This window comes from Pseudomonas sp. MD195_PC81_125 (assembly GCF_014060985.1).
Classification (GTDB): Bacteria; Pseudomonadota; Gammaproteobacteria; order Pseudomonadales; family Pseudomonadaceae; genus Aquipseudomonas; species Aquipseudomonas parakoreensis.
On sequence record NZ_JABULD010000486.1, the window covers coordinates 1 to 13,863 of the forward strand.

Below are 13,863 nucleotides of genomic sequence, written 5' to 3' on the forward strand. Positions count from 1 at the left end.
GAATGTGTCTTTCCCTGTAGGAGCTGCCGAAGGCTGCGATCTTTTCAGGCAGAAGAAATTTATTCTTCCTTGCCCTTGTTGCGAACGGCGCGCTGCAGCTCTCGACCGGCGTCGCGTTCGCGCTCGGTGTCACGCTTGTCGTATTCCTTCTTGCCCTTGCCCAGAGCAATCTCGCACTTGACCATGTGCTTGCTCCAGTAGAAGGACAGGCACACGCAGGCGTAGCCTTTCTGTTGCACGGCAGCGGCGAGTTTTTCCAGCTCGCGTTTGTTCAGCAGCAGTTTGCGGGTGCGGGTCGGATCGGCGATGACGTGGGTGCTCGCGGTCATCAACGGCGTGATGTGACTGCCGAGAAGCCAGGCTTCGCCGTCCTTGAGCAGCACGTAACTGTCGACCAGTTGCAGCTTGCTTGCCCGCAGACTTTTTACTTCCCAGCCGGCCAGGACCAGACCAGCCTCGAAACGATGTTCGATGAAGTAATCGTGTCGCGCCTTTTTGTTCTGCGCGATGGTCCCTGTTGGGTGTTTCTTCTGTTTAGCCATAGGGGCGGCATTATATGGAGATAAATGATCCTCGGCTACGGTGATGCTGCGTGCTTGAGCAGGTTGAGTGAATCCCGGACAATGCGGCCTCTTTTTCTAACGCTTGGGCGTGATATTCAATGTCGACAGACAAGGTTTCTGTCCACGGCAGTTGGGCTAGCCGCTGGGTTTTCATATTCGCCGCGACCGGTTCGGCCGTGGGACTGGGCAGCATCTGGAAATTCCCCTACATGGTCGGGGTCTACGGCGGCGGCGCCTTCGTGCTGATGTTTCTCGCCTGCATCGCATTGATCGGGATCCCGGTCATGCTGGCTGAAACCCTGATCGGCCGTCGCGCACGGCAGAGTCCGGCGAACGCCTTGAAGGTGTTGGCGCGGGAGGCCGGGCATTCGGGCAAGTGGTCGTGGGGCGCGTTTGCCGGGATGATCACGGCGCTGCTGATCCTGTCTTTCTATAGTGTGGTCGGCGGCTGGTCGCTGGATTACATCATCGACATGGGGCGCGGCGACTTCCAGGGTGCTACGGCGGAGCAGGTCGGCGCTTATTTCGGCAATGTGATCTCCGATCCTTGGCGTCTGACACTTTGGCACACAGTTTTCATGCTGTTGTCGGCCGTGGTGATCGCCAAAGGCGTGGTTGCCGGGCTGGAGCGCAGCCTGCGGATAATGATGCCGCTGCTGTTCGTGATGGTGTTGGTATTGCTGGGTTACAGCATGACTACCGGGCATTTTATGGAAGGCGTGCATTTCATGTTCGACTTCCATCCGGAAAAAGTCCTCGACGGCTTGCTGCCCGCCATGGGCCACGCGTTCTTTTCCCTGAGCGTGGGCGTCGGCTCGATCATGATCTACGGCGCTTACATGACCAAGGAAGCCTCGCTCTCTGGCACCGTGGTCGGTGTGGCGCTGCTGGATACCTTTGTATCGCTGGTGGCCGGTCTGGCGTTGTTTCCGATTGTATTTGCTGGCGGTTTGAACCCTAGCGAAGGCCCGGGCCTGATGTTCGTCAGTCTGCCATTTGCCTTCGGTAACGTGGTTTTCGGCCAGTTGATGGGCGTGGTGTTCTTTGTCCTGGTGGCGATTGCCGCCTGGAGCTCGGCGATTTCCTTGCTTGAACCGATGGTGGCCTATCTGGTTGAGCGCACGAAAATCAGCCGTGGCTGGGTGACTTTCTGGCTGGCGTTCATCTGCTGGTTCGTCGGTCTGGGTACGGTTTTCTCTTTCAATATCTGGAAGGAAGCCAAATTTTTCGTGAACGAAGGCGGGCTGTTCCATCTCTACCAATGGGGTGCGGCGGGCGGTCTGGACTTCTTCGGCGTGATCGATTTCTTCACCTCGCGGATCATGTTGCCGCTCGGTGGCCTGTGCTTCGTGCTGTTTGCCGGTTGGGTGATGGGGCGTGATGCGGTGCGGGAGGAGTTGTCGATTCGTAATCCGGCGCTGTTTGCCCTGTCCTTATTCTTGATGCGCTACGTGGCGCCTATCGGCATTCTTGTAGTGTTTGCCGCTCAGCTCTGGAAGTAACGCTTACATGACGACACATATTCAACGTTCGGCGTTGCTGCCATACCCGGCGCAATTCCTCTACGACCTGGTCAACGACGTCGCGCGTTACCCGGAATTCTTGCCATGGTGTTCGTCCGCCGAAGTGCTGGAAAGCTCGCCCGAGCACATGCGCGCCAGCGTTGGCGTGGCCAAGGGCGGTCTCAGTCAGCACTTCGTCACGCGCAATACGCTGGTGCCGGGGCAATCGATCGAGATGAACCTGGAAGAAGGCCCGTTCAACCAGCTGCATGGCGTCTGGGTCTTCAAGGCGTTGAACGAGAAGGCCTGCAAGATCAGTCTTGACCTGTCTTTTGACTACGCCGGCCCGCTGGTGCGCGCGACGCTCGGCCCGCTGTTCAATCAGGCGGCGAATACGTTGGTGGATGCGTTCTGCCAGCGTGCCAAGCAGATGCATGGTTGATCCGGTGATCGAGATTGAAGTGGTGTATGCCGCCGTGGATCGTCAGCTTCTGCGCACTTTGAGCGTCCCGGAAGGGACGACAGTGCGAGAGGCGGTGCTCAAGTCAGGTATTGGCGATGAATTCCCGGAGCTGGATCTGAGTGATTGTCCGCTGGGAATCTTCGGCAAGGTGGTGGCTGATCCACGGGCTCGCTTGATTCAGGCGGGGGAGCGCATCGAGATCTACCGGCCGTTGCTGGCGGACCCTAAAGAGGTGCGACGCCTGCGGGCGGCCAAGGCTGCCGAGGCCAAAGCGCGAAATCAGTAGCCTGGCCAGATCGCAGGCAATAAAAAACCCGGAAATTCCGGGTTTTTTATTGCCTCGCGCATTACTGCGGGGAGGTGTCCAGCGGCTCAGGCGTCGGAACCGGAACGGTTTCAACACCGTCCACGTCCTTCTGGATCGAATCCAGCAAGGAGCCTGGTTTGGCGGGTTGCTCCGGCTTCGGCTTCTCGGCGTTTTCAGCAGGGGCGGTCACGCTCGTGCCACTGTCCTTGCCGAGAATGGCTTCGTCACGGCTTACGCCCGGCATGAAGTCACCGGACAGGCTGACAAGCTGGTCGTTGGCGTTGAAGTTGACACTCACGCGCTCCTGCTGGCGTTCACCGCCACCAGGTTGCAGGCTGTACAGATAATCCCAGCGATCGGCATGGAACGTGTCGGTCAGCAGAGGGTTACCCATGATAAACCGTACTTGCCGACGGGTCATTCCCGGGCGTAACTGGTCTATCATGTCCTGCGTGACGACATTGCCCTGCTGGATGTCGATTTTGTAAACCCCGGGGAATGAACAACCGGCGAGTGCGAGCAGTCCCACAAAGGTGAAACTGGTTAGCAAGAGCTTGGTGTTTTGCATCGGTGGGCGACTTCCACTATCTTGGCTGGGACAACGTAAACGCCGATCATACCCGCATTAAGAGAAGCTGCGAAGCAGCATCGCGAGAAAGCTGACCATGGTTGAAAATAGCGAACTACGCAAAGCCGGCCTCAAAGTGACCCTGCCACGGGTCAAGATCCTGCAAATGCTCGACTCTACCGAGCAGCGTCACATGAGTGCCGAAGACGTCTACAAGGCGTTGATGGAAGCGGGCGAGGACGTCGGTCTGGCCACGGTTTACCGTGTTCTGACCCAGTTCGAAGCTGCTGGCCTCGTGGTCCGTCACAACTTCGACGGTGGCCACGCGGTATTCGAATTGGCTGACGGTGGCCACCACGACCATATGGTCAACGTGGAAACCGGTGAAGTCGTCGAATTCGTCAGTCCGGAAATCGAAAAGCTCCAGAAGGCAATTGCCGAGGAGCACGGTGTTGATCTGGTAGATCACAATCTGGTGCTGTACGTACGCAAGAAAAAAGTAAGCATGTCGCGCGAATTTCAGGTTCGCGAAACGAACGAAGGCGACTCAAGGGTCGCCTTCGTGCTTTCTGCCGTTCTTAAACTTTTGCCGTGACCACCATTTTTTTTTGCGTGAGCCAAGGATTCTTTGGTCAGGTCGATCCCGCCCAGCATCCGCGCCACTTCTTCTATGCGGTCGTTCTTGCTCAGTTTGGACACGGCGGTGTGGGTAGCCTGTTCACCGCGAACCTTGTGCACAAATAAATGCTGATGACCCTGCGCCGCCACTTGCGGCAAATGCGTCACGGTCAGCACTTGGCCGCGATCGCCAAGACGCCGCAACAACTGACCGACGATTTCCGCTGTCGGCCCGCCGATACCCACGTCCACTTCGTCGAATACCAGGGTTGGCACCCGTGAGGTCTGCGCAGTGATCACTTGAATCGCCAGGCTGATCCGCGACAGCTCGCCACCGGAGGCTACTTTGGCCAGCGCCTTGAGCGGCTGGCCGGGGTTGGCGCTGACCAGCAGTTCGACTTGTTCCAGTCCGTTAGGCTGCAGTTCGTCGCTGGTGTTGGCGCGCAGCTCGATGGTGAAGCGTCCGCCCGGCATGCCCAAACGCTGGATCTCTTGCTCCACGGCGCTGGCGAGGCTGCTGGCGGCCTGATGGCGCAAGTCGCTCAGCTCCCGGGCCTTCTCTTGATAATGGCGGGCATAAGAGGCCAGTTCATCACCCAGGCGTTCGATGGATTCGTCGTTGGCATTCAATGTCTCGATTTCATCGAGCAATTTCTGCTGCATCTCGGCGACTTCGGTTGGCTGGATCCGGTGCTTGCGGGCCAGGGTGTAAATCGCGTCGAGACGTTCTTCCAGATACTGCAGGCGCGCCGGATCGGCATCGAAGTTGTCGAGGAAGCGATTGAGCTCGCCCACGGCTTCTTCGACCTGGATCTGCGCGCTGGTCAGCAAGCTGCTGGCTTCGCCCAGCGCGCCGACCGAGCTGTTCACGCTCGACAGGCGATTGAGACTGGCGGTCAGCGCATTCAGTACATTGCCGGAATCGCTTTCGCTGCACTGCTCGACCACCTGTCGACAAATGCCAAGCAGGGTTTCGGCGTTGGTCAGATTCTTGTGTTCCTGCTCCAGCTGTTCGAGTTCGTTTTCGCCGAGGCCGAGGTTCTCCCAGTTCTTCGAGCTGGTAGCTGAGCAATTGGTGACGCGCGCGTTGCTCGTCACCCGAGTTGGAGAGGCGCTCCAGTTCCTGGCGGGTCTGGCGCCAGCGCTGCGCGGCGAGTTGCACCTGACGGGCCAGATCGGTAGCGCCGGCATATTCGTCGAGCAGGCGCCGGTGAGTATCGGTTTTCAGCAGGGACTGATGTTCGTGCTGGCTGTGGATGTCGATCAGCAGTTCGCCGAGGGCCTTGAGATCACCGAGCGGGCAGGGTGTGCCATTGATATAGCCGCGCGAACGGCCTTCGGCGGTGATCACCCGGCGCAGGATGCAGGGGCCGTCGTTTTCGAGGTCGCGCTCGGCCAGCCAGGCATGGGCTTCGGGAATGTCGACCAGGTCGAAGGTGGCCAGAATGTCGGCCTTGTCGGCGCCCGGGCGAACCACGCCGCTGTCGGCGCGGTCGCCAAGGGTCAGGCCCAGGGCGTCGAGCATGATCGACTTGCCGGCGCCGGTTTCCCCTGTGATCACGCTCATCCCGCGATCAAGTTCGAGATCGAGATGTTCAACGATGGCGTAGTTGTGTACGGACAGGTGCACCAGCATAAAGGCCGCTCCCAGGCTTTAGGTCTGGTTATTTATACAGTGTTTTGTTTCGGCCTGACAATGCCCTCGCTTAGCTCGATTTGCTTGATCCGATCAAATGCTTAGTCCGAGCAGGAATGACAATGCAGCACTTTTTTGTAGGGTTAATCATTGCAGGCCCTTGAAGCCTGATTTTGCGGCCCCATATATCGGGGCAGAAGCGCGAGTACAGCTCGCGGACGTAATTGAAAGGAGAATTCTATGGCTGACGAACAGACAGTAGATACGCAAAATCCAGAAGCCAATCAGGCGCCCGAAACTTCGGGTGACGACCTGGCGACCCGTGTACAAGTGCTCGAAGAGCAGTTGGCCGCCGCGCAGGATCAGTCTCTGCGCGTAGCTGCCGATCTGCAGAACGTCCGCCGCCGTGCCGAGCAGGATGTCGAGAAGGCGCACAAGTTTGCGCTGGAAAAATTCGCCGGTGACTTGCTGCCGATCGTTGACAGCCTGGAGCGCGGTCTCGAATTGTCGAGCCCGGACGACGAAAGTATCCGTCCGATGCGCGAAGGCATCGAGCTGACCCTGAAAATGTTCCACGACACCCTCAAGCGTTATCAGCTTGAAGCGATCGATCCGCATGGCGAACCGTTCAACGCCGTTCACCATCAGGCGATGGCCATGCAGGAGAGCGCCGACGTTGAACCGAACAGCGTTCTGAAGGTGTTCCAGAAGGGCTACCAGCTCAACGGTCGCCTGTTGCGTCCGGCCATGGTTGTGGTCAGCAAGGCGCCGGCGCCAATTTCGCCTTCGATTGACGAGAAGGCTTGAAATTAGCCGCAAGGCCCCCATTTAGAAGTCAAGCGTTTAAGTATTACCGCAGTTAGCCACCACTGCTGCGGCAACAAAATCCAAAGTTTCGGGAGAGTGAACATGGGCAAAATTATCGGTATCGACCTGGGGACTACCAACTCCTGCGTCTCCGTGCTGGAAAACGGCGTAGCCAAAGTTATCGAAAACGCCGAAGGCGCGCGCACCACGCCGTCGATCATCGCTTACGCCAACGATGGTGAAATCCTCGTTGGTCAGTCGGCCAAGCGTCAGGCAGTGACCAACCCGCACAACACCCTGTACGCGGTGAAGCGTCTGATCGGTCGCAAGTTCGACGAAGAAGTCGTACAGAAAGACATCAAGATGGTCCCGTACAAAATCGCCAAGGCTGACAACGGCGACGCCTGGGTTGAAGTGAACGGCCAGAAAATGGCGCCGCCACAAATCTCGGCTGAAATCCTGAAGAAGATGAAGAAGACTGCCGAAGATTACCTCGGCGAGCCTGTGACTGAAGCGGTGATCACCGTTCCGGCCTACTTCAACGACAGCCAGCGTCAGGCGACCAAAGACGCCGGCCGCATCGCCGGTCTGGACGTTAAACGTATCATCAACGAACCAACCGCAGCCGCTCTGGCTTACGGTATGGACAAGGCCAAGGGCGATCACACCGTGATCGTTTACGACCTGGGTGGCGGTACTTTCGACGTTTCCGTGATCGAGATCGCTGAAGTTGACGGCGAGCACCAGTTCGAAGTGTTGGCCACCAACGGTGACACCTTCCTCGGCGGTGAAGACTTCGACATTCGTCTGATCGACTACCTCGTTGACGAATTCAAGAAAGAAAGCGGCATGAACCTCAAAGGCGACCCGCTGGCCATGCAGCGCCTGAAAGAAGCCGCTGAGAAAGCCAAGATCGAGCTGTCGTCCGCGCAGTCGACCGACGTCAACCTGCCGTACATCACTGCAGACGCCACCGGTCCTAAGCACCTGAACGTGAAGATTTCGCGTGCCAAGCTCGAAGCACTGGTTGAAGACCTGGTTCAGCGCACCATCGAACCTTGCCGCATCGCCATGAAAGACGCCGGTATCGACGTTGGCGCGATCAACGACGTGATTCTGGTCGGCGGTCAGACCCGTATGCCGCTGGTACAGAAGCTGGTGACCGATTTCTTCGGTAAAGAAGCACGTAAAGACGTGAACCCGGACGAAGCAGTTGCCATGGGTGCTGCGATCCAGGGCGCCGTTCTGGCCGGTGACGTGAAAGACGTTCTGCTGCTCGACGTCAGCCCGCTGACCCTGGGTATCGAAACCATGGGTGGCGTGATGACCGCGCTGATCGAGAAAAACACCACGATTCCTACCAAGAAATCGCAAGTGTTCTCGACTGCCGACGACAACCAGGGCGCCGTGACCATTCACGTCCTGCAAGGTGAGCGTAAGCAAGCTGCGCAGAACAAGTCCCTGGGCAAATTCGACCTGGCCGACATTCCACCTGCTCCACGTGGCGTGCCGCAGATCGAAGTGACCTTCGACATCGACGCAAACGGCATCCTGCACGTTGGCGCGAAAGACAAGGCGACCGGTAAAGAGCAGAAGATCACCATCAAGGCCAACTCCGGTCTGTCGGATGAAGAAATTCAGAAGATGGTTCGCGACGCCGAGCTGAACGCCGAGGAAGACCGCAAGTTCGCGGAGCTGGCTGAATCCCGTAACAAGGGTGATGCACTGGTTCACTCGACTCGCAAAATGGTCACCGAAGCGGGCGACAAGGTCAGCGCTGAAGAGAAGACCGCGATCGAAGCTGCCGTGGTTGCACTGGAAGCCGCTGTGAAAGGCGACGACAAGGCTGCCATCGAAGCGAAGATCGAAGAGCTGTCGAAAGTCTCGGCTCCGGTTGCCCAGAAGATGTACGCCGAACAGGCTCAGCCTGCTGAAGGCGCGGCGCCGCACGACGAGAAAGCTGAAAAGGCTGACGATGTTGTCGATGCCGAGTTCGAAGAAGTCAAAGACCACAAGTAAGTTGTTGGTCGGCCGGTTGACTGCCTTGCGGCGGTGACTGGTAGGATGTCGCCGCGCGGGAGCTTGCTCCCGCGTTGGCGTATCTGGAATACGTGAATTTTTACAGCATGCGACAAGCCTTGCATGCTGTTGGTATGGCCGGGAATGCTCCTGCTTTTCGTGCCGCAAGTACCACAAGAAACAAAGACCAGGATCGTTGAATTGACGTGAGTTGGGTCCGGGCCTGTATTGGGGCTCAACGAGTTTGGCCATCCTCAGGAGGGGTTTGCCGAACGTCCTCAAGAGTGCAAAGACTTATGGCAAAGCGTGACTATTACGAAGTATTGGGTGTCGAGCGTGGTTCAAGCGATGCAGACCTGAAAAAGGCCTATCGTCGCCTGGCGATGAAGCACCACCCGGACCGTAATCCCGATGACAAAGCGTCGGAAGAACTGTTCAAAGAGGCCAACGAGGCCTACGAAGTATTGTCCGATTCGAGCAAGCGCGCGGCCTACGACCAGTACGGTCATGCTGGCGTCGACCCAAGCATGGGTGGCGGTGGTGCCGGTTTCGGCGGGCAGAATTTCTCTGACATCTTTGGCGATGTCTTCAGTGACTTCTTCGGTGGCGGTCGCGGCGGTTCCCGTGGCGGCGCCCAGCGCGGCAGCGATTTGCGCTACACCCTGGAGCTGAATCTGGAAGAAGCGGTACGCGGTACCACCGTGAATATCCGCGTTCCGACACTGGTCAACTGCAAGCCGTGCGACGGTTCCGGCGCGAAGAAAGGCTCGTCGCCATCGACCTGCCCGACCTGCGGCGGCATCGGTCAGGTGCGCATGCAGCAGGGCTTCTTCTCGGTGCAGCAGACCTGCCCGCGCTGCCATGGCCAGGGCAAGATCATTTCAGATCCGTGCGATTCCTGCCACGGCGACGGTCGCGTCGAAGAATACAAGACCCTGTCGGTCAAAGTGCCGGCTGGTGTTGATACCGGCGACCGCATTCGTCTGTCCGGCGAGGGCGAGGCGGGCACCCAGGGCGGCCCGACCGGCGACCTGTACGTGGTGATCAACGTGCGCGAGCACGACATCTTCCAGCGCGATGGCAAGCACCTGTTCTGCGAAGTGCCGATCAGCTTTGTTGATGCGGCGCTCGGCGGCGAGCTGGAAATCCCGACCCTCGACGGTCGCGTCAAATTGAAAATCCCCGAAGGCACCCAGACCGGCAAGCAGTTCCGTGTACGCGGCAAAGGCGTGGCGCCGGTGCGTGGCGGTGGTGCGGGCGACTTGATGTGCCGCGTAGCGGTCGAGACCCCGGTCAATCTGAATCGTCGTCAGCGCGAACTGCTCGAAGAATTCCGCAGCTCGCTGGCGGACGATAACAGCCACTCGCCGAAAACCACTGGTTGGTTCGATGGTGTGAAGCGCTTCTTCGGCGATCTGTAAGGAGTCGGCATGCGACGTATAGCTGTGATGGGCGCCGCCGGGCGCATGGGCAAGATTCTGGTCGAAGCCGTGCAACAGCGCGCGCCATTGACCGGCCTGACTGCGGCGATCGTTCGTCCCGGCAGTACGCTGATCGGAGTGGACGCCGGTGAGCTGGCTTCGCTGGGTCGTATCGGTGTGCCGTTGTCCGGCAACCTCGAATCGGTGGCTGAAGAGTTCGATGTGCTGATCGACTTCACCCTGCCAGAAGTGATGTTGAAAAACCTCGCGTTCTGTCGCAAGGCCGGAAAGGCCATGGTCATTGGCACCACCGGGCTCGACGCTGCGCAGAAGCAACTGCTGGCCGAGGCGGGCAAGGATATTCCGATCGTGTTTGCGGCCAACTTCAGTGTCGGGGTCAACCTGTCGCTGAAGCTGCTCGAAATGACTGCCCGGGTGCTGGGCGACGATGCCGACATCGAGATCATCGAAGCGCATCATCGGCACAAGATTGACGCGCCTTCGGGCACGGCGCTGCGCATGGGTGAAGTGATTGCCGATGCGCTGGATCGTGATCTGCAGAAAGTCGCGGTCTATGGTCGTGAAGGTCACACCGGGGCGCGCGAGCGGGAAACCATTGGTTTCGCCACCGTTCGCGGTGGTGATGTGGTCGGTGATCACACCGTGCTGTTTGCCTGCGAAGGCGAGCGCCTGGAGATCACGCACAAGGCTTCCAGTCGCATGACCTTCGCCAAGGGCGCGGTGCGTGCGGCGTTGTGGCTGGATGGCCGCGAGCCGGGTCTGTATGACATGCAGGACGTGCTCGACCTGCATTGATTGAATGTTTTACCCAGCGCAAACGCCCGGTTTGCGCTGGTTTTTCTCCACCGCGCGACGCCCTGTCGCATTCTCCGGCCTTTTTAGGCTCTTTAGCGGTGGACCAAAAAAGCCTTTTTTCTGTAAGCTACAGCTTTAGTGTGTCCACTAAAAGCGCGCAGAATAATTCAGTGAAGAAGCGGGGTGACGTGTCCATACGTCACTCCGCTTTTTTACAACCTGCGATTGCCCTTTCATGCGTTATTTACGGGAGGTCTTCTTGACTAAGCCAGCCATACTCGCCCTTGCTGATGGCAGCATTTTTCGCGGCGAAGCCATTGGAGCCGACGGTCAAACCGTTGGTGAGGTGGTGTTCAACACCGCAATGACCGGCTATCAGGAAATCCTTACCGATCCTTCCTACGCCCAACAGATCGTTACCCTGACTTACCCGCACATCGGCAACACCGGCACCACGCCGGAAGATGCTGAGTCCGACCGCGTATGGTCCGCTGGCCTGGTCATCCGTGACCTGCCGCTGGTAGCGAGCAACTGGCGTAACACGATGTCCCTGTCCGACTACCTGAAAGCCAACAACGTTGTGGCAATCGCCGGTATCGACACCCGCCGCCTGACCCGCATCCTGCGTGAAAAAGGCGCCCAGAACGGCTGCATCATGGCTGGCGACAACATCTCCGAAGGGGCTGCAATTGCCGCCGCGCAAGGCTTCCCGGGCCTGAAGGGCATGGATCTGGCGAAAGTCGTCAGCACCAAGGAAAAGTACGAATGGCGCTCCACTGTCTGGGATCTGAAGACCGACAGTCACGCGACCCTCGAAGCGTCCGAGCTGCCGTACCACGTGGTTGCCTACGACTACGGCGTCAAGCTGAACATCCTGCGCATGCTGGTCGAGCGCGGCTGCCGCGTGACCGTGGTGCCGGCGCAAACCCCGGCAGCCGACGTGCTGGCGCTCAAGCCGGACGGTGTGTTCCTGTCCAACGGTCCTGGTGATCCGGAGCCTTGCGACTACGCGATCAAGGCGATCAAGGAAGTGCTGGAAACCGAGATTCCGGTCTTCGGTATCTGCCTTGGTCACCAGCTGCTGGCTCTGGCCTCCGGCGCCAAGACCCTGAAAATGGGCCATGGCCACCACGGTGCCAACCACCCGGTACAGGATCTGGACACTGGCGTCGTGATGATCACCAGCCAGAACCACGGTTTCGCGGTTGACGAAGCGACCCTGCCGGCCAACGTGCGTGCGATCCACAAATCGCTGTTCGATGGCACCCTGCAAGGCATCGAGCGCACCGACAAGAGCGCGTTCAGCTTCCAGGGCCACCCTGAAGCGAGCCCGGGCCCGAACGATGTGGCGCCCCTGTTCGACCGCTTCATCAACGAGATGGCCAAGCGACGCTAAGCGTTCGCCTTGAGACTGTAGCGAGAAGCCCTCGAGGGCGGCCCCGACACCGGTGGCGCCCCTCAGGGCTTCAGAAATCGATCAAGACGGCTTGCCGACTGACCTGCGGATTTGAGTGACAAACCCATGCCAAAACGTACAGACATTAAAAGCATCCTGATTCTCGGCGCTGGCCCGATCGTTATCGGCCAGGCCTGCGAATTCGACTACTCCGGCGCCCAGGCCTGCAAAGCCCTGCGCGAAGAGGGTTACCGCGTCATCCTGGTGAACTCCAACCCGGCCACCATCATGACCGACCCGGACATGGCTGACGCCACGTACATCGAGCCGATCAAGTGGCAGACCGTGGCCAAGATCATCGAAAAAGAGCGCCCGGACGCGGTGCTGCCAACCATGGGTGGCCAGACTGCACTGAACTGCGCCCTGGATCTGGAGCGCGAAGGCGTTCTGGAAAAGTTCGGCGTGGAAATGATCGGTGCCAACGCCGACACCATCGACAAGGCTGAAGACCGTTCGCGTTTCGACAAGGCCATGAAATCCATCGGCCTGGAATGCCCGCGTTCCGGTATTGCCCACAGCATGGAAGAAGCCAACGCCGTTCTCGAGCGTCTGGGTTTCCCGTGCATCATCCGTCCGTCCTTCACCATGGGTGGCACCGGCGGCGGTATTGCCTACAACCGTGAAGAGTTCGAAGAAATCTGCGCCCGCGGTCTGGACCTGTCGCCGACCAAAGAGCTGCTGATCGACGAATCGCTGATCGGCTGGAAAGAATATGAAATGGAGGTTGTCCGCGACAAAAAGGACAACTGCATCATCGTCTGCTCGATCGAAAACTTCGACCCGATGGGCGTGCATACCGGTGACTCGATCACCGTTGCTCCGGCACAGACCCTGACCGACAAGGAATACCAGATCCTGCGTAACGCCTCGCTGGCGGTACTGCGCGAGATCGGCGTCGAGACCGGCGGCTCCAACGTGCAATTCGGTATCTGCCCGGACACTGGCCGCATGGTCGTGATCGAGATGAACCCGCGCGTATCGCGTTCCTCGGCACTGGCTTCGAAAGCCACCGGTTTCCCGATTGCCAAAGTCGCGGCCAAACTGGCTGTGGGCTACACCCTCGACGAACTGTCCAACGACATCACCGGCGGCAAGACCCCGGCGTCCTTCGAGCCGTCGATCGACTACGTTGTGACCAAGCTGCCACGTTTCGCCTTCGAGAAATTCGCCAAGGCTGACGCGCGCCTGACCACGCAAATGAAGTCGGTCGGTGAAGTCATGGCCATCGGCCGCACCTTCCAGGAATCCCTGCAGAAAGCCCTGCGCGGTCTGGAAGTGGGCGTTTGCGGGCTGGACGAGAAGCTCGACCTGAGCAATCCGGAAAGCATGAGCATCCTCAAGCGCGAGCTGACCGTGCCGGGCGCCGAGCGTATCTGGTACGTAGCGGACGCATTCCGCGCCGGCATGACCGTCGAAGATATTTTCGGCATGAACATGATCGACCCGTGGTTCCTGGTGCAGATCGAAGATCTGATCAAGGAAGAAGAGAAGGTCAAGACCCTCGGTCTGTCCGCTATCGACCGCGACCTGATGTTCAAGCTCAAGCGCAAAGGCTTCTCCGATCAGCGTCTGGCCAAACTGCTGGGTGTGACCGAGAAGAACCTGCGTACGCACCGTCAAAAACTGGAAGTGTTCCCGGTCTACAAGCGCGTTGACACCTGTGCCGCCGAGTTCGCCACCGACACCC

At 58.9% G+C, this 13,863-nt stretch carries 11 protein-coding genes and 2 pseudogenes; 10 read left to right on the top strand and 3 right to left on the bottom strand.

Annotated features, from left to right (window positions below):
• Positions 1 to 59: 59 nt before the first annotated feature.
• Positions 60 to 542, bottom strand: coding sequence for an SsrA-binding protein SmpB (smpB, locus tag HT737_RS19685; protein ID WP_003221505.1), 483 nt, complete (start codon positions 540 to 542; stop codon positions 60 to 62).
• A gap of 119 nt (positions 543 to 661) precedes the next feature.
• Between smpB and HT737_RS19690 the strand changes: the two genes are divergently transcribed.
• Genes HT737_RS19690 through HT737_RS19700 form a run of 3 tightly spaced genes read left to right on the top strand, consistent with a single transcriptional unit; the run spans position 662 to position 2,814 of the window.
• The gene (locus HT737_RS19690) at positions 662 to 2,065 is read left to right on the top strand and encodes a sodium-dependent transporter (protein ID WP_047291154.1); all 1,404 of its coding nucleotides are present in this window, start codon (positions 662 to 664) and stop codon (positions 2,063 to 2,065) included.
• A 7-nt stretch (positions 2,066 to 2,072) separates the two neighbouring features.
• Entirely contained in the window at positions 2,073 to 2,507 is a 435-nt protein-coding gene (locus HT737_RS19695) for a type II toxin-antitoxin system RatA family toxin (RefSeq protein ID WP_003221509.1), read from the top strand.
• On the top strand, positions 2,500 to 2,814 hold the full coding sequence (locus HT737_RS19700) for an RnfH family protein (RefSeq protein ID WP_047291158.1): 315 nt from the start codon (positions 2,500 to 2,502) through the stop codon (positions 2,812 to 2,814). The genes HT737_RS19695 and HT737_RS19700 overlap by 8 nt, the downstream gene beginning before the upstream one ends.
• Before the next feature lie 61 nt (positions 2,815 to 2,875).
• On the opposite strand, the gene HT737_RS19705 is transcribed toward HT737_RS19700, so the two are convergent.
• Complete coding sequence (locus tag HT737_RS19705) at positions 2,876 to 3,403, bottom strand: outer membrane protein assembly factor BamE (protein ID WP_182403794.1); 528 nt, start codon at positions 3,401 to 3,403, stop codon at positions 2,876 to 2,878.
• A gap of 97 nt (positions 3,404 to 3,500) precedes the next feature.
• On the opposite strand from HT737_RS19705, the pseudogene fur reads away from it, so the two are divergent.
• Positions 3,501 to 3,902 (top strand): annotated as a pseudogene (fur, locus tag HT737_RS19710) (ferric iron uptake transcriptional regulator); the annotation flags it as partial.
• Positions 3,903 to 4,006: 104 nt separating this feature from the next.
• Here fur and recN read toward each other — a convergent pair.
• Positions 4,007 to 5,657, bottom strand: a pseudogene (gene recN / locus HT737_RS19715) (DNA repair protein RecN); the annotation flags it as partial.
• A 240-nt stretch (positions 5,658 to 5,897) separates the two neighbouring features.
• Between recN and grpE the strand changes: the two are divergent.
• The 6 genes from grpE to carB all read left to right on the top strand — a co-directional run.
• Positions 5,898 to 6,464, top strand: coding sequence for a nucleotide exchange factor GrpE (gene grpE, locus HT737_RS19720; protein WP_007961425.1), 567 nt, complete (start codon positions 5,898 to 5,900; stop codon positions 6,462 to 6,464).
• 102 nt (positions 6,465 to 6,566) lie between these two features.
• On the top strand, positions 6,567 to 8,483 hold the full coding sequence (gene dnaK, locus HT737_RS19725; protein ID WP_003221521.1) for a molecular chaperone DnaK: 1,917 nt from the start codon (positions 6,567 to 6,569) through the stop codon (positions 8,481 to 8,483).
• 296 nt (positions 8,484 to 8,779) lie between these two features.
• Positions 8,780 to 9,904, top strand: coding sequence for a molecular chaperone DnaJ (gene dnaJ / locus HT737_RS19730; protein ID WP_003221522.1), 1,125 nt, complete (start codon positions 8,780 to 8,782; stop codon positions 9,902 to 9,904).
• Between the two features lie 9 nt (positions 9,905 to 9,913).
• A complete protein-coding gene (dapB, locus tag HT737_RS19735) occupies positions 9,914 to 10,720 on the top strand; it encodes a 4-hydroxy-tetrahydrodipicolinate reductase (RefSeq protein ID WP_003221523.1) in 807 nt (268 codons plus the stop codon).
• Positions 10,721 to 10,979: 259 nt separating this feature from the next.
• Positions 10,980 to 12,116, top strand: coding sequence for a glutamine-hydrolyzing carbamoyl-phosphate synthase small subunit (gene carA, locus HT737_RS19740; RefSeq protein WP_182403803.1), 1,137 nt, complete (start codon positions 10,980 to 10,982; stop codon positions 12,114 to 12,116).
• Positions 12,117 to 12,242: 126 nt separating this feature from the next.
• Positions 12,243 to 13,863, top strand: a 1,621-nt coding sequence (carB, locus tag HT737_RS19745; RefSeq protein WP_182403805.1) for a carbamoyl-phosphate synthase large subunit, incomplete at its 3' end; no start/stop codon positions are given.